This is a genomic window from Pseudomonas flavescens, from assembly GCF_013408425.1.
Lineage (GTDB): Bacteria > Pseudomonadota > Gammaproteobacteria > Pseudomonadales > Pseudomonadaceae > Aquipseudomonas > Aquipseudomonas fulva_A.
Map to the genome: position 1 here is coordinate 4806505 of NZ_JACBYV010000001.1, position 15656 is coordinate 4822160.

17 protein-coding genes and 1 pseudogene are annotated in these 15656 nt (G+C 58.1%); 13 read left to right on the plus strand and 5 right to left on the minus strand.

Translation table 11 applies throughout. The annotated features are described in order from the left end of the window. The first annotated feature begins 22 nt into the window (after positions 1-22). The 11 genes and pseudogenes from FHR27_RS27480 (at position 23) to FHR27_RS21510 (ending at position 7168) form a co-directional block, all read left to right on the plus strand. The gene (locus tag FHR27_RS27480; RefSeq protein WP_444964390.1) at positions 23-259 is read left to right on the plus strand and encodes a DUF7919 family protein; all 237 of its coding nucleotides are present in this window, start codon (positions 23-25) and stop codon (positions 257-259) included. A gap of 226 nt (positions 260-485) precedes the next feature. Next, positions 486-892: pseudogene (locus FHR27_RS27020) on the plus strand (IS4 family transposase); the annotation flags it as partial. Positions 893-1053: 161 nt separating this feature from the next. Continuing rightward, complete coding sequence (locus tag FHR27_RS27370) at positions 1054-1239, plus strand: hypothetical protein (protein ID WP_179539503.1); 186 nt, start codon at positions 1054-1056, stop codon at positions 1237-1239. A 9-nt stretch (positions 1240-1248) separates the two neighbouring features. After that, positions 1249-1506 carry a hypothetical protein gene (locus FHR27_RS21475; RefSeq protein ID WP_179539504.1) on the plus strand — a complete coding sequence of 86 codons (258 nt, stop codon included), beginning with the start codon at positions 1249-1251 and terminating at the stop codon, positions 1504-1506. 418 nt (positions 1507-1924) lie between these two features. Next, the gene (locus FHR27_RS21480) at positions 1925-2383 is read left to right on the plus strand and encodes an SMI1/KNR4 family protein (protein WP_179539505.1); all 459 of its coding nucleotides are present in this window, start codon (positions 1925-1927) and stop codon (positions 2381-2383) included. Positions 2384-2640: 257 nt separating this feature from the next. After that, a complete protein-coding gene (locus FHR27_RS21485; RefSeq protein ID WP_179539506.1) occupies positions 2641-3366 on the plus strand; it encodes a hypothetical protein in 726 nt (241 codons plus the stop codon). Between the two features lie 242 nt (positions 3367-3608). After that, positions 3609-3881, plus strand: a complete 273-nt coding sequence (locus FHR27_RS21490; RefSeq protein WP_179539507.1) for a hypothetical protein — start codon at positions 3609-3611, stop codon at positions 3879-3881. A gap of 493 nt (positions 3882-4374) precedes the next feature. Continuing rightward, positions 4375-4968: a hypothetical protein gene (locus tag FHR27_RS21495; protein ID WP_179539508.1), complete on the plus strand. Its 594-nt coding sequence runs from the start codon at positions 4375-4377 to the stop codon at positions 4966-4968. A 539-nt stretch (positions 4969-5507) separates the two neighbouring features. Beyond that, positions 5508-5828: a hypothetical protein gene (locus FHR27_RS21500; RefSeq protein ID WP_179539509.1), complete on the plus strand. Its 321-nt coding sequence runs from the start codon at positions 5508-5510 to the stop codon at positions 5826-5828. A 229-nt stretch (positions 5829-6057) separates the two neighbouring features. Then, complete coding sequence (locus FHR27_RS21505) at positions 6058-6243, plus strand: hypothetical protein (protein ID WP_179539510.1); 186 nt, start codon at positions 6058-6060, stop codon at positions 6241-6243. 229 nt (positions 6244-6472) lie between these two features. Further along, the gene (locus FHR27_RS21510) at positions 6473-7168 is read left to right on the plus strand and encodes an OmpW/AlkL family protein (RefSeq protein WP_179539511.1); all 696 of its coding nucleotides are present in this window, start codon (positions 6473-6475) and stop codon (positions 7166-7168) included. A 146-nt stretch (positions 7169-7314) separates the two neighbouring features. Here FHR27_RS21510 and FHR27_RS21515 read toward each other — a convergent pair whose 3' ends face one another. Continuing rightward, the gene (locus FHR27_RS21515) at positions 7315-8463 is read right to left on the minus strand and encodes an aldose epimerase family protein (protein WP_179539512.1); all 1149 of its coding nucleotides are present in this window, start codon (positions 8461-8463) and stop codon (positions 7315-7317) included. Between the two features lie 542 nt (positions 8464-9005). On the opposite strand from FHR27_RS21515, the gene FHR27_RS27025 reads away from it, so the two are divergent. Further along, a complete protein-coding gene (locus FHR27_RS27025; protein ID WP_257026799.1) occupies positions 9006-9308 on the plus strand; it encodes a transposase in 303 nt (100 codons plus the stop codon). A gap of 26 nt (positions 9309-9334) precedes the next feature. After that, positions 9335-10141 (plus strand): IS3 family transposase, encoded by an 807-nt coding sequence (locus FHR27_RS21520; RefSeq protein ID WP_264650106.1) that lies wholly within the window; start codon positions 9335-9337, stop codon positions 10139-10141. Positions 10142-10926: 785 nt separating this feature from the next. On the opposite strand, the gene FHR27_RS21525 is transcribed toward FHR27_RS21520, so the two are convergent. The 4 genes from FHR27_RS21525 to FHR27_RS21540 form a co-directional block, all read right to left on the minus strand. Then, positions 10927-12510, minus strand: a complete 1584-nt coding sequence (locus FHR27_RS21525; protein ID WP_179539513.1) for a gamma-glutamyltransferase family protein — start codon at positions 12508-12510, stop codon at positions 10927-10929. Positions 12511-12637: 127 nt separating this feature from the next. Beyond that, positions 12638-13963 (minus strand): TRAP transporter large permease, encoded by a 1326-nt coding sequence (locus FHR27_RS21530; RefSeq protein WP_179539514.1) that lies wholly within the window; start codon positions 13961-13963, stop codon positions 12638-12640. Beyond that, positions 13960-14478: a TRAP transporter small permease subunit gene (locus FHR27_RS21535; RefSeq protein ID WP_042553402.1), complete on the minus strand. Its 519-nt coding sequence runs from the start codon at positions 14476-14478 to the stop codon at positions 13960-13962. The genes FHR27_RS21530 and FHR27_RS21535 overlap by 4 nt, the downstream gene beginning before the upstream one ends. After that, positions 14475-15584, minus strand: a complete 1110-nt coding sequence (locus FHR27_RS21540; RefSeq protein ID WP_179539515.1) for a TRAP transporter substrate-binding protein — start codon at positions 15582-15584, stop codon at positions 14475-14477. Before FHR27_RS21540 ends, FHR27_RS21535 begins: the two co-directional genes overlap by 4 nt. Positions 15585-15656 lie beyond the last annotated feature (72 nt).

The following is a 15656-nucleotide window of genomic DNA, read 5'->3' on the forward strand; positions in this document are numbered from 1 at the left end:
TGGTGTAAGGCAATAAATAGATCTGTCCCATTTTTTAAATAATGATCACGGTCGGGAGTTTTTAGGCGCTGCCGAGTTATGGATTCCAGCGATTAAAGAGGGATTCTATTACGCAGCACCAACCCTTATTCTGCATTATGTTTCTAAACACCTCTACTTGCCTCAGTTGGAGTTTATTGAGGCCTTGGTAGGATTGGACATATCCACGCCTTATATCGCCCAGGAACACTATTTGAAGGAAATTGAGGGCTGTTTTTAAAAGTCGATGGGTCAGAGTCATTGATTTGGACGAGGAAGTCGCTCAGCAGACTTTAAATCGAAAATCCTTTTCCAGTCATCGACATGCCGTATAGAACGCAGCTAGATCAATGATCTCTGACCCCATTGATTTCCTCTGTAGGAGCGGAAAAGGGGACAGATTTATTTTTCGCCTGATGGCGTGAGTCAATAAATAAATCTGTCCCTTTTCCGTTTTCCGGTCCAGCAAGCTCAGTCGACAGAACGCTCGCCGTGAACAAGAGCCGTGGTTGCTCGCCAGCAACCTGCCAAAAACCAACTACGGCGCGTCAGATCGTAGGTATCTACCGCAAGCGGATGTAGATCCAGGAAGGGTTCAGGGATTTGAAAAGCCTGCGTTTCGGCTTTGCCTTCGACCTGCACCGGGTGCGCTGCCCACGGTGTATCGAGATCCTGCTGCTGATCGCGGCCTTGGCTTGTTATGCGCTTTACTTGGTCGGTCTTCAGGCCCGGATGACAGGCAGGCCATACCGCTTTCAGAGCAACCGTGCTGTCGCTCTGGCGGGTCGGCCTCGAATACCTGAGGCACTCGCCCAGCGATTTATCGTGCTCGACACTCGCGAGTAATAGGGGACAGACCACGATTAGCGAGTAATAGGGGACAGACCACGATTAGAGTAATAGGGATTAGTAATAGGGGACAGACCACGATTAATTCTCCTCTAAATCGGATTAGTAATAGGGGACACGAGTAATAGGGGACAGACCACGATTAATTCTCCTCTAAATCGTGGTCTATCCCCGATTGTTACAAACTTGGCCCGAATTCGCGCAGGACGATCTCCTGTTGTCAACGCCGCCTGGGTTGCTCATTATCCAGAGCATCAAGCATTTATTGGGCAGCGGTTAGTTCATCACCACATTGATCAAGGACCGATAGCGACGCCCCTGCCAGAGGTCATCCATCAGAAATGGTATAAGGCTCTACATCCAAATCAGTGAGGAAATCGTGTGGACGCTAGTGAGTTCAAGAAAAGGCTGGAAAACTGCGTGCCAGGTATTGAAGACTTAGCTAAAGTGGGCCTTTTATCGGATGAAGTTGATGAGCTTCGGAGATCTTTTTTTATTATTAAACGCAAGGAGCGTTTAGAGCGAATAGGACTGCCGGGGCAGCTTGGCGAGCTTTTTAAGAACTACGATCCAAGTAATGTCGAAATTGGAATGTTAAAATTCGACTTAGAGCCGCATAAAAAAACTCAAGTTGGGTGATAGGTCAGGTCGAAGCCGATTTGCTGGTGGTTGATACGGTTTCTGGCGAAGTCTGTGTAGAGGACTTAACCTCCGTGCAGAAACATATACTTTGGCGGTGTGCTAAGGACGGACAGAGTTTTTTGGCGGCCATGCTTCTTGCGGCATGTTTTTTGGGGCGATGTCTGCACGATGAAAGATTGGCGAGTGACAAGCTCCAGAGGAATTCTTGCGTAGATGAATGCGTAATTGCGGCAGGTGGTGAACTATATAGGCCATTCTATCAAATGCTAATTGGCCTCTAGAACGAATCAATAGGGAAAAAAGAGTAATAGGGGACAGACCACGATTAATTCTCCTCTAAATCGTGGTCTGTCCCCTATTGTTTTGTCCCCTATTGTTTGGGAAGTTACGGGCTCGGAGCTGGGAGTAATTAGACATGGATTATTCGAGAATAATTAATCTTATTGAAGAATCGGATTTCGTTGAGTTTGCTGATTATAGTGACGGGATTGCTGATGAATGGATTTATAAAGCTGAAGCTCGTCTTGGGTTGAAGTTGCCTGATAGCTATAAATGGTGGCTGAAGTATTATTCTGGCGGGGAAATATCTGGAGAGGAGATCTATAGTATCTACGAAATGGATTTTGATAGCGTAAGGGGTGGTGATATCGTTTATATGTCAATCGTTAACGGCCGAAATGGGTTGTGTGGGAAGGAGAGGCTATTTATCTGTGAACCGCCGGGTGCAGGGGAGTCATTTTATTTTGCCACGGACGATGGTCTTAATGATGGGGAGTATCCTGTTTATAGGCTTGATCTTTCTAGTAAAACTTCTAGTTTGTATGCGAAAAATTTTATCGATTTCTTAGAAAAAAGAATAATTTCTTTCAGTTGAATAATGATCGTGGAAAAGTGTAATAGGGGGCAGACCACGTTTATAGCTCTAGCGTTGAGTGAAATCGTGGCCTGTCCCCTATTGCCCAAGATCATATTATCGATTTGGGGACACATGGTGCGAAAGTCAATGGTGTGCCTGCAACTATGGTGCTTGATCTGCGAGTTCAGCCTGGTGGTTCGGCTGCTGCTAAGTCGCTTATCGAATTCGGCCGTGAATATAATGTAAAAGTGGTTGTTAAAGAGTTCAAGTGAAAGATGAAGAGATTAAAGTTTGTTTTTGATGTCGAGTCGATCAGTGGTTTGCAGATGCTGGCCTTGGTTAAAGGGATTTTAAGTAAATTTTCTTCCCCCGCGGTGTTTTTTCTGCATGGGGTTAAGGTCGATATAAAAACGTTTGAAAAGAAAATATTGAGAAAAAAATCATGGCCTAGTGGCTTAGTGTCTGGTGGGTTTGAGCTCCGATTCGGGGTGCTTCCAGCGATGGATTATTGCTTTTTGGTAATAGAAGAATCAGAGAGTCATAGTGATACTAGGTTGGAAGAGGAAGTAGGGCCTATTCTCAGTGTTGAAGGTTTCATTCAGGCATGGGTTTCCGAGGTCGAATATGATTTTTGGCAGAATGCTACAGACCCTCTAGAGTATGAATGCGTGGGCCGCCCTCTTTCAGGTCTTCCAATGAAGTCTAATGGCTTGCCTCCCCCCTTGGATGAAATGGAAATTGATACCTCAGGGAATCCTGGCCGTAACGTGCTTAGGCAAGGATATATTGAGGCGATTGGAAGCACTATGTGGCTAGGCAACCCCTTCTGGGAGAGAGCCGGCGTGGATAGATTTGCCAGTATTTCGTTGTTGGAAAGCGAGGGGTTTGAGGTTTTCGAGTGTGGTAGGTTTTGTAAAGTTGTAACGTCTGATAAGGTTTTTTCTGATGATTCAACCCTAGAAAAACAACGTGCTCTCAGGCGGATTTTATTTGGAGAATAATAGGGGGCAGACCACGTTTATAACTCTAGCGTTGAGTGAAATCGTGGTCTGTCCCTGAGGAATCCCTGCTAACGCGATGATTGGAGCGGGTGTTGGTACAGCCGCAGGTGCTATCGCGGGGAAGGTTGTTAAAGACTCATTGCCAAGCTCTGTCCCCAATTCGTTAAGAGAAAACTTTAGCACGATTGTTGGTTCGGCCACCTCAGAAGGAGTAGGTCCATTAGTAGTTGAGGAAAAGAAAAGTGAAAAATAAGAAGCAGTGGGCTTTATGGCTAGCCAGAACGCTTTTAGTATCAGTGGTGATGAGTTTTTTTGCAGTTTTTATTGCCGCACTATTAGTTTTAGTGGTCAGGGGAAGGGGCTGGAACCTAGTTGAGTTGATAGATTCTTCCCTAAGCTTTTCTTGGCGCTTGGGAACTATATTGACAGCTGTGGCTGTTGTTTTGGTGTTTATTGGTTCTCTGAGCAAGGTCAAAGATGAAAAGTCTGAAGAAAAGGTAACGCATAAGGAATAGATATGGTGGGAAAAGGGGGCTGGGAAAAGGGAACAGGTTTATTTTCGGCCCGTGTAGCCGGCTGAATAATAGATCTGAAAATCATCTAGCCGTTCCCTCACTCCCGAGTAGGTGCAAAATTCAAAGTGCGAACATTGTTTTTTGCTGTGAGGAGGCCGTGGTGGAATTCTGTGGCATAGACCCTATTGGTTGATTAGAACCGGCTGATCCTCAGCTATATGCTGCCGCTGATGTAAGGCGGGCCAGGCGTTTATTAAAGAGCGCAGGCAGGGACGAACCCTTTCATAGAACTACGGCTCGCATACATTCATTCGGGTTGCGCAGGGCAAATGTGCGTAAGCGGTGGCAATGCTGATCAAGCATCGCATTGGATGCTCTGCCTGCACGTGTTATATACCCTGGGGCCGTTCCGGGAGCCTGCCAAACCAGGTCGTCGGCCACTCCCAGCGATGAACTGGCGTTAAGGATCAACCGACATAAGTAGCCCATGCACATGTCCTCTACATTCTTCATATCTGCTGCCCTTGCGCTGGCCATTACCGGATCGCTGCTGTACGCCAGTGTGCCTGCGCACGCGCAGGCACAGAGGCCGAGCGCATCGACCCAGCAGGAACATGCCTCGCTGCTTGGCGGAAAAATCAAGTTCGCTTTGCCGCCCGATTTCGTTGACATGAAAATCCCCTCCAGCCCGGCCGCCAACGGGTCTGAAGGCGTGACCGCGTTCGCCTATGCAAACCAGGCGCGGCAGCAGATGGTTCTCGCCAGTGAGCAGTCGCCGATGGCAGAAGGCGCGCGTGCCCAGGATAACGATGCAAGGTTCCTGGATGGTGTCATGGCGAGTTTCATCAGGCAGCAGGCATCATGGCCGCAGTATCAGCGCCAAGGTGAAAAGTCCCATACCATCAAGGGCTTGGGTTTTCGCCAGATCGATGCAATCGCCAGCTTCGATGGCATTCCAATGCGCGTGACCCTGCTGCTGGCCGGCTCGGGAGATACCCTGGCGTTGATCCGCATCACGTCGAAAGCCGACGATGCCGCCGGCCACGACAGCCTTGTAGCCAGTGTGCTCGAGGGGATTCGTAGCTGACACTGAGGCGAGGTCTGTTTGCAGCCGATTGTCGGGTCATGTTGGTTCTGCTCGAATCATCGAGTGTGGCTGGTCTGAATGGCGCGCCCATCAGCCCGCCTTGCGTCGAGCCTCAAGGCTACCCGCTCTGCTTTAGACAGCAGAATTTCTCCGATCAGCTGATTCAATTCATCCGCTCTACGCCTCGACCGGCGTTGCCACATCAACTGCTCTGCCTCTATAGTCGCCGCGTCGCTGCACATTCAGCGACCGGGTTTGACAGCTCGAATATCTCTAGGCGCACAAGCGTCCACCATCCGAAAGCAGGGGCTCTTACGCTCCCGTTCCCTCGTGCTATGGCGGTTGTGCGTGGGGCACATTCGTGTGCGCCGGGTTCCTAGAGTCCCGGTCTGTCAACCTGCGCACAACTGCCACCCCGAATCGTTTGACAGCGATTGGTGGCAGGTCCTCAACTCTAGGAGCTACACCGATGACGCATTCGCACGCCCCCACTCCGCTCGCACAGTGCCAGGCTGAATACGAGAACGGAGGCCAGCAACATGACTGACTTCCTGCCGCTATCCAGTAACCCGACCAGCACCCCCGTGCTGCTGATCGATACCCGTTGTTCCTATATCGACCTGCAGGAAAGCGCTGAACAACGCTTGAGCGCGGTTCGCGGCTTGCTGCGTAGCCTCGCCGTCATGAACATCACGCTGGCCGATGCCAGTGACTTGCGGTATCTGAGCGAAGCCGCGCACCTGCTGACCGAGGACGCCTGCGATCTGATCAAGGCCGCTCACCAGGCGGCGATGCGGGAGATGTCGCTGTCCGCTAACGGCGATGCGTGCGCAGCACGCTCTCAAAGTGGCGAGGTTTAATCATCGCGGCAGCAGACGGGAAGCCTCACGGGTGTGAGGCTTCCCGGCCACGGGATGGTATGCAGAGCGGGCAGGTGCCACCTGGCCAGCCGAGGCACCGGCCCGGTTATCGATGCGTTGATTTCTGCTGCGATGCTGCAGATATTGAGGCGCTTTATCGCTGGGTTGTGAGCAAATCGGGCCGGCACGATAGCGAAAGCGGTCGGAAGGCGAGGCAAAGCGCCGTTCGATGAGCCGCACCATTAGCGGCAACCCGCAGCGTACGGTCATTCAGCCCGAGCCACAGGACCTTTGCAGGCTCGGCGTGTGCATTTTCTGGCAGCACATGCGCAGTCGTGGCGTGATCATCCGGCTGTCGCTGCTGAATGCAGGGGCGCCGGCGCTCGTCTCGTCTTGGCCTTTCTGCCCATGGTGATCCAGGTCTTCGGAGCCATGTTGTTGTACGAGATCATCGATCCGAGACGGGGCGTTATGGATTGATAGGTCTACAGAGACAAACTTCGTAACGCATCTGCCCTCCCTCGCTATGCCGATCGGCAGACGTTCATCTGCGCCCCCCCGCCAATACTGGTTTCTCCTCCGGACAGCCGGTCCCGACAACTGCTCTGGCCCGGCTGTCCTCCAGAGAAAACGTGGAGTTAGGCATGCGGAAAATTCTTTTGCTCAACACCGGTCTAGCGATGCTGGCCATGGCTGCTTCAACTGCTCAGGCTTACCAGGCGGGCGATATCATCGTTCGGGCGGGAGCGGTGACGGTTGACCCTCGTGAAAGCAGCTCCAGCGTCAGGGTCGATCGTGGAGGCCTCTCGGGCACTGACCTGGGCGGTAAGGCGGGCCTTGGCAGTGACACCCAGCTTGGCCTGAACTTCGCCTATATGATCACGGACCATCTGGGTATCGAGTTGTTAGCGGCCACACCCTTCGAGCATGACGTGAACATCCGCGGGACATCCGCTGGGATTGCCGATGGCAAGCTGGGCTCGCTCAAGCATCTGCCACCGACGCTGAGCCTTATCTACTACCCTCTGAACAGCAAGTCAGCCTTCCAACCCTATGTCGGCGCGGGTATCAATTACACTTGGATCTACGATGAGAGCGTGAGCAGCAGCGCCACTGCGGCAGGATTCGATAACTTCCATGCCAGCAATTCCTGGGGGTGGGCCGCGCAGGTAGGGGCGGACTACATGTTGACCGACCGCCTGATGATCAACGCGCAAGCTCGCTACATCGATATCGAAACCGATGCTTATGTCAGCAACACTGATCTTGGCGTCAGGGCCCGGGTGGATGTTGACGTTGATCCATTCGTGTACATGATCGGCTTGGGCTACAAGTTCTGAGGCCCCCTGGGATCCGGTGCATCGATCCGCGGTCTTTTGCCCCGAAATCCTTTATCGATAGTTGATCCGCCAGGGGCAGGCCACGATTGAATTCTGACTAGCGTGTCACCTGCCCCATACCCTTCGTTCGGTTCCAATACGTGCCGTCAATCGGCCGAGAACCTGAACACCGTGTTCTGCGTGTAGGTCTGCCCCGGGTCCAGGCGTGTGGAGGCGAACGTCGGCTGGTTAGGCGCATCCGGGAAGTGCTGGGTCTCCAGGGTGAAGGCGCTCCAGTGCGCATAGGTTTTACCGGCCTTGCCCTTCACCGAGCCATCCAGAAAATTGCTGGTGTAGAACTGCACGCCCGGCTCGCTGGTGTAGAGCTGCAGGCGTCGACCGGACTGTGGGTCGTGCACCTCGGCAGCGAGCTGCTCGATGTCGCCTTTGCCGTCCAGTGCCCAGTTGAAGTCGAAGCCGCCCTGTTTGGCTTCGGCGAATTTGAGCTGTGGATGATCATCCTTGATGTGCTGGCCGATCGGCGTCGGTTTCGAGAAGTCCATCGGCGTACCCTTGACCGGGGCCAGCTCGCCGGTGGGGATCAGGGTAGCGTTGACCGGTGTGTAATGGCTGGCATGCAGGGTCGCGACCTGCTCGAGGATGTCGCCGTTACCCGCACCGGCGAGGTTGAAGTAGCTGTGGTTGGTCAGGTTGAGCACCGTGGGTTTGTCGGTGGTGGCCTTGTAGTCGATGTGCAGCTCGTTCTTGTCGTTGAGGCGATAGGTGACTTCGGTTTTCAGGTTGCCGGGGAAGCCCATCTCGCCATCTTTGGACAGGTAGGTCAGGGTCACGCCGACCGAGTCCTTGTCCTTGACCGGCTTGGCCTCCCACACCTGCTTGTCGAAGCCCTGGGCGCCGCCATGCAGGGCGTTCGGCCCGTCATTGAGCGGTACCTGATAGCGCTTGCCATCGAGCTCGAAGGTACCACCGGCCAGGCGATTGCCGAAGCGCCCGATGGTCGCGCCGAAGAATGCGGTGCCTGACTCATAGCCTTGCACATCGTCGAAACCCAGTACCACGTCTGCGCTCTTGCCGTTCTTGTCCGGTACCTCCAGCGACTGCAGCACGCCGCCGTAGGTGATGACCGTGGCCTGCATGCCATGGCTGTTGCGCAGCACGTATTGGTCGATGGTGGTGCCGTCATGGGTCTTGCCGAAGGGCTTGTGTTCAGTGGTCAGCCCGGCGGCATGAGCCCCGGTGCTGGCGAGCGCGAGGGACAAGGTGAGGCCCGATAGCAGGTGTCGAGAGTGCATCATGGTCGAACTTCCTTTTATTGTTGTGAGAGGAATCGTTCTGGTGGTCCGCGATGTTTCGGAGGGATCGAGGCAAGGCGAATGGGTTCGAATCGGCTCGATACCAATCAGACAGGCTAGCCGTTATCCGGTCTCCAGGCGCAGACCGTTCGTCCCTACTGCGGATTGTTCGGAGGGTGTTCAGCCGTTCACCGGACCGGGGCGACATTCACGGGTGTGGCGAAGGTGAGGGCGTTTCGCGTGCAAGCCAGCGCCGCAGGGCTTTGGTATCCGGCAGAGGTCTACAGGCCGTAGGAGCCAGCTTGCTGGCGATCGCGGTGAGACATCCTTCTGGCGGATGCTCGGGTAATGTCAGCCCGAGCAGGACCGGGGCAACATTCACGGGTGTGGCGAAGGTGAGGGTGCCTCGCTGGCAAGCCAGCTCCTACAGGGCTTTGGTAGCCGGCGAGGTCTACAGGCCGTAGGAGCCAGCTTGAACTGGCTTAATAAATCTGGACACCTCAATCGGGCGCTATGATGGCGTCCACAACAGGGGGTGTTTTGTTATGCGTAACTCCTACTCGAACGATTTCAAGATCAAGGCGGCCAGCATGGTGCTGGACGAAGGGCAATCAGTGCCCCAGGTCTGCGCCAATCTGGATATCGGGCCCACCGCACTTCGCCGCTGGGTCAGTCAGTTGCGCCAGGAGCGTGAAGGCATCACGCCGGTTGGAGCCAAGGCGATAACCTCTGATCAGCGAGAAATTCAGCGGTTACATGCCTTGCTCAAGCAAAAAGACCGGGACATCGAAATCCTAAAAAAGGCCAGTGCTCTCCTGCTTGCGGACGCCAAGGAACCTTCGCGTTAATCGAAAAGCTGGGCGAGCAGTACGACATCAATGAATGTTGCCGTGTACTGGCCGTCAGTCGCAGCGGCTTTTACAACTGGCGTCAACGCAAAGGCCGACCTTGCCCTGAGCGCGAGCAGCTCAAGGCCAAGCTGGTCAGGCATCACCGAGCCACGAGAGGATCGGCTGGTGCTCGCACGTTGGCCAAGTTGCTGCAGGCCGACGGCCACCGGGTGGGCCGTTTCAAGGCGAGTGGACTGATGCTTGAAGCCGGTATCGCCAGTCGGCAACGTCGCCGGCACAAGTACAAGTCCTCAGGAGTAGAGGCGTTAACGGCACCGCATGTCCTCAAGCGCCGGTTCGATGTAAAGACTCCTGACACGGTGTGGTGTGGGGATGTCACCTACATCAAGATTGGGAAACGGTGGCTTTACATGGCGGTGGTTCTAGACCTGTTTGCCCGGCGTGTCGTGGGCTGGTCGTTCTCGTTGATTTCGGATGCGGCGTTAGCCTGCGAGGCGTTGCGAATGGCCATTGAACTGCGGGGGCACCCGACAAATGTGCTGTTCCACTCCGATCAAGGCTGCCAGTACACCAGCCATCGATTCAGGGATGAGCTGAGCCGGCATGGTCTTCAGCAGAGCATGAGTCGCAAAGGCGAGTGTTGGGACAATGCTCCAATGGAACGTTTCTTTGGCAGCCTGAAGTCGGAATGGGTGCCCGATGGAGGTTATGAAACAGAGCATGAGGCCCGGGTGGATGTGCAGATTTACATCACGCGCTACAACACCATCAGGCCTCACAGTTATAACGGCTACCGATCACCCGTGGCTGCAGAGAAGCTGGCGGCCTAAACCATAAACGGTGTCCAGAATTACTTGACCAGTTCAGCTTGCTGGCGATCGCGGTGGGACGTCCTTCTCGCGGATGCTCGGGTAATGATCAGGCGCGTGCGGGGCCGGGGCGACATTCACGGGCGTGGCGAGGGTGAGGGTGCCTCGCTGGCAAGCCAGCTCCTACAGGGCTTTGGTAGCCGGCGAGGTCTGCAGGCCGTAGGAGCCAGCTTGCTGGCGATCGCGGTGAGACATCCTTCTCGCGGCTGCTCGGGTAATGCCAGCCCGAGCAGGACCGGGGCGACATTCACGGGTGTGGCGAGGGTGAGGGTGCCTCGCTGGCAAGCCAGCTCCTACAGGGCTTTGGTAGCCGGCAAAGGCCTGCAGGCCGTAGGAGCCAGCTTGCTGGCGATCGCGGTGGGACGTCCTTCTCGCGGATGCTCGGGTAATGTCAGCCCGAGCAGGACCGGGGCGACATTCACGGTTGTGGCGAAGGTGAGGGCGTCTCGCTGGCAAGCCAGCTCCTACAGGGCTTTAGTGGCCGGCAAAGGTCTGCAGGCCGTAGGAGCCAGCTTGCTGGCGATCGTGGTGGCGAAATTCACGCCGGTGCAGGCGGTGGGACGGTAAGCCGGATGTAGGGTGGACAACGCTCTTTTTGTCCAACATCGCGATGGTAGAGCGGTGGACGGGTGAAGCGTCGTCCACCCTACGAGGCTTCAGGTCGTTTCTCCTGCTGCCAGCGGGCGAGTGCACGCCATGCCGGGCCGGGCGGCGATCCGCTCCAGCCCGTCAACCACGGGCTTGGCTCACAGCCCGCAGACGCTACCGTCGCTGCGCGGGTCGGCGGCGCCTTCGAGGATGCCGTTGGGATGGCGCAGCAGGGCGCCAGCGTGGCCCATGGTGTCGCTGAAGGCGTCGTCCAGCACATCGATGACATGCCCGGCCTGGCGCAGCCGCTCGACCAGTTCGCTCGGGAAACGGCTTTCCAGCTTGAGGGTGGTGCTGACGTCGCCCCAGGTGCGGCCGAGCAGCCAGCGTGGTGCGCTGACGGCGGCCTGCAGGTCACTGCCCAGGCGGTAGCGGCTGAGGATCGCTGCCTGAGTCTGTGGCTGGCCTTCGCCGCCCATGGTGCCGTAGCTCAGGGTGCGGCCATCGTCGAACAGGGCGAGGGCCGGGTTGAGGGTGTGGAAGGGCTTGCGGCCCGGTTCCAGGGTCTGCAGCGCGGTAGGGTCAAGGGAGAAACTGATGCCGCGGTTCTGCCAGGCGACGCCGGTAGACGGCAGTACCACGCCGGAGCCGAACTCCCAGTACACGCTCTGGATGAAGCTGACGGCGCGGCCCTGCTCGTCGATGCAACCCATCCAGATGGTATCCCCCGGCGCTGCCGGTTGTGGCCACGGCAGCGCCTGCTGCGGGTCTATGGCGTCGGCCAGGCGTTGCAGGTTGGCGTCGTCCAGCAGGCCTTGTGGCTCCTGGGGTACGCGACCTGGATCGGTCACCACGCGGTCGCGGATCAGGAACGCCTGCTTGGTCGCTTCCACCAGCCCGTGCACATGCTCGAAGCCTTCGGCCTGTTCGACCGCGAGCTTTTCGAAGATGCCGAGGATCAGCAGTGATGCCAGGCCCTGGGTCGGCGGCGGCATGTTGTACAGGGTGGCGTCGTTCAGGCGCACGCTCAGCGGTTCGACGGCGCGGGCCCGGTAGCCCTGCAGGTCGGCGAGACGCAGCGGGCTGCCCAGGCGCTCGAGATCGGCGGCCATGCGTGTGGCCAGTTCACCGCGGTAGAAGTCGTCCAGGCCGACATCGGCCAGGCGCTGCAGGGTCTCTGCCAGGGCTGGCTGGCGCAGCAAGTCGCCCTCCTTGGGCGCCTGGCCATGGTTCAGGTAGACGTCGGCGAAACCAGGCACGTCCTTCAGTTCGGCCAGTTTGCCTTGGGTCAGTTGCGCCTGGCTGCGGCTGACCACGATGCCGCGACGGGCATGGCCGATGGCGTCGCTCAGCAGGTCTGACAGAGGCATGCCCGGCCCCCAGTGAGCGGTCTGTGCCAGTGCTTCGGCCCAGCCGCCGACGGTGCCCGCCACGGTCAGCGCAGCCAGTGGGCCGCGGCTGGGGATCTGCGCGTGACCGGCGTAGAAATCGCGGTCGGCGAGGGCAGCGCTGCTGCCGCAGGCGTCGATGGCCAGCGGCTGCTTGCCTGGCTCGTGAATCAGCCAGAAACCATCACCGCCAATGGCGTTCATGTGTGGATAGACCACCGCGATGGTCGCCGCTGCCGCAACCATCGCCTCCACGGCGGTGCCGCCGGCCTTGAGCACGTCGCGCCCGGCCTGGGCGGCAAGATGGTGGGGAGCGACGAACAGGCCGCCGGTGGCGTGGGTGCTCTTGAGCATGGGATCAGGTTCCTTGTTGTTTTCGGGCCGCACCGATCATAACGGCACGGCCCGATGGGGCGCCTCAAAAAACGTTCGCGCGGGTAGATGACCGCACTGGCAGTTTCCAGAGGTGCCCGTCATGGCATCACCAACCGATAGCGGCAGGCAGCCAGGTGGCCAGGGATGGGAAGCAGAACACCACGGCCACGGCGAGCATCTGCAGGAATACGTACGGCAGGGCGCCGAGGTAGATGTCCTTCGTGCTGATCCCCGGTGGCGCGACGCCCTTGAGGAAGAACAGCGCCCAACCGAAAGGCGGTGTCAGGAAGGACATCTGCAGGTTCAGCGCCACCAGGATCCCCAGCCACACCAGGTCGGTGTCGTAAGCGATGAACACTGGCAGGAACATCGGCAGGGCGATGTAGGAAATCTCGATCCACTCGAGAAAGAAGCCGAGCACGAACAGCACCGCCATGAGGAACAGGATCGCCCCCAGTTCGCCGCCTGGCAGCATGGTGAACAGGTCATGCACCAGAGCCTCGCCGCCGAGGCCGCGGAATGCCAGGGAGAAGGGCTGCGAGCAGAGCAGGATCAGGAAGATCATCGCGCTGATGGTCAGGGTGCCGTGCAGGGTGGCCTTCAGCGTCGGCCAGCTCAGGCGACCTGAAAGCGCAGCGATGAGCAACGCGCCGAGTGCGCCCATGGAGGCCGCTTCGGTGGGCGCCGCGACACCACCGATGATCGATCCCAGGACCGCCATTACCAGCAGCAGGGGTGGCAGTACGCTGCGTGCCATGTCCTTGAGCAATTGCGTGCGGTTGGTCAGGGCGCGTTCCTCGGCAGGAATCGCCGGCACCCAGTCCGGGCGCAGCCAGCCGAGCAGCAGCATGTAGGCTACGTAGATCAGCGCCAGCACCAGGCTGGGGATGAAGGCCGCGGCGAAGATCGAACCCACCGACTGGCCGAGGATATCGGCCAGCAGGATCAGCACCAGGCTGGGCGGGATGATCTGCCCGAGGGTGCCGGATGCGCAGATGGTGCCGCAGGCCACGGTCTTGTTGTAGCCGCGGCGCAGCAGCGTGGGCAGGGTCAGCAGGCCGATGGTCACCACCGTGGCACCGACGATGCCGGTGGAGGCGCCAAGCAGCACGCCGACCAGAATGATCGCCAAGCCCATGCCGCCGTTCAGGCCGCCCATGGCGCGGCCAATCGTGTCGAGCATGTCTTCCGCGACCCTGGATTTCTCCAGCATCACCCCCATGAACGTGAACAAGGGTATCGCCAGCAGGGTGTAGTTGCTGACCACGCCGAACATGCGTGCCGGCAGCAGTGCGAAAAGCATCGGGCCGAAGCCGATCATGCCGGCGACGAACCCGGATACGGCCAGGGAAATGGCCACCGGCACACCCGCCATCATCATGGCGAAGAAGCCGAAGACCATGGCGATGGCCAACCATTCGTTGGGGCTCATGCGCGCACCTCCCCAGGCGAGGCGGGCTGCAGCAGGGTGCACAGTGCCCGCAGGCTATCGGCCACGCCCTGCAGGCCGAACAGGCCGAAGCCCAAGGGCAGGAAGGCCTTGACCAGGAAGCGATAGGGCAGGCCACCCGGATCGGGTGAGCCTTCGCCCATGTTGTAGGACTGCATCGTGTAGTTGAACGCCAGGCGAGCGATGTAGAAGCCGATTGCCGCAGTGGCGATGCCGCTGAACAGGTCGACGGCAGCCTTGGTTTTCACGCTGAATTTTTCGTAGAGAAAGTCCACGCGCACGTCCTGGCGGTGCTTGAGGGTGTAGGAGATACCGAGCAGGGCGATGGGCGAGATCAGGTACCACTCCAGTTCCTGCAGGGCGACCGGGCTGAAGTCGAACAGGTAGCGCATCAGCACATCGAACGACACCAGCAGGACCAGGAGCAGTACGCAGGCCCGGGCTATAAAGCCCAGGGCCTCGACCAGCCCTTCGATACGGCTGACGATGGACATCATGACTCGCCCATCCCGATTTCCATGAAGGCTTTCTCGCCGACCGAGGCCCAGGAGATGTACTGCTTGCGAAAGGCGAAGAAGTGCTCGTAGACCTTCTTGGTCGCCGGGTCGCTCGCTGCCATGCTCGACAGGGTGTCGTGGGTGACTTCACGCAGGCGCTTGATTACGTCGTCCGGCAGCGGCCGGGCGATCACGCCCTGGTTGCCGACCAGATCCTGCATGGCTTCGGCGTTGACCGCGTCGCACCATGACCAGCTGTCGTTGTTGCAGGCCTGGGCGCAGGAACGCACGATCGCCTGCAGGTCGGCGGGCAGGCTGTCCCAGGCCTGCTTGTTGATGATCAGCTCGGTGACGTTGGTCGGCTCGTGCCAGCCTGTGGTGTAGTAGTTCTTCGCCGCCTTGTGCAGGCCCATGCGTCGATCCTGATAGGGGCCGACGAACTCGGCGGCGTCGATCACGCCACGTTCCAGGGCTGGGAATATCTCGCCGCCGGGCAACAGGCGCACCGCCACGCCCAGCTCGCTGTAGACCTTGCCGGCCAGGCCGGCGATGCGCATCTTCAGGCCCTTCAGGCTGTCGACGTTTTCCAGGGGCTGGCGGAACCAGCCGGTCATCTGCGTACCGGTGTTGCCCATGGGCATGGGCACCAGGCCGTGGGGTTCGTAGAGCTCCTCCCAGAGCTTGAGGCCGCCGCCGTTGTACAGCCAGGCGTTCATGCCCTGAGTGTTCATGCCGAACGGCACGGCGGTGAAGAACTGCGCCGCGGGGATCTTGCCCGCCCAGAAGAAGGCGTTCGCCGCGTTCATCTCTACCATGCCGCTGGAAACGGCGTCGAAGCCCTCCAGCGCAGGAATCAGCTCGCCGGCGGCGAAGTGCTGGATCTTCAGGCGGCCACCGGACATTTCCTCGACGCGCTTGCAGAAGTCGGTGGGGCTGCCCGGGCCCTGTACGTAGAAGGGCGAGCCCGGCGCATAGGCGTTGGTCATCTTCCAGTTGAAGGTCTTGCCGCTGACTGCCGCACTGGCCACACCGCTGGCACCCATCGCCAGGCCAGCACCTGCGGCGAGGGCGCCGGCGCCGATGAAGTTACGTCGATTGAGGCTCATGGGATTCTCCTTTCACTGTGGCCATTGCGACGGGCGTTTGCCTGCCGGATGTAAAGTCGTTACCGAAAGCCT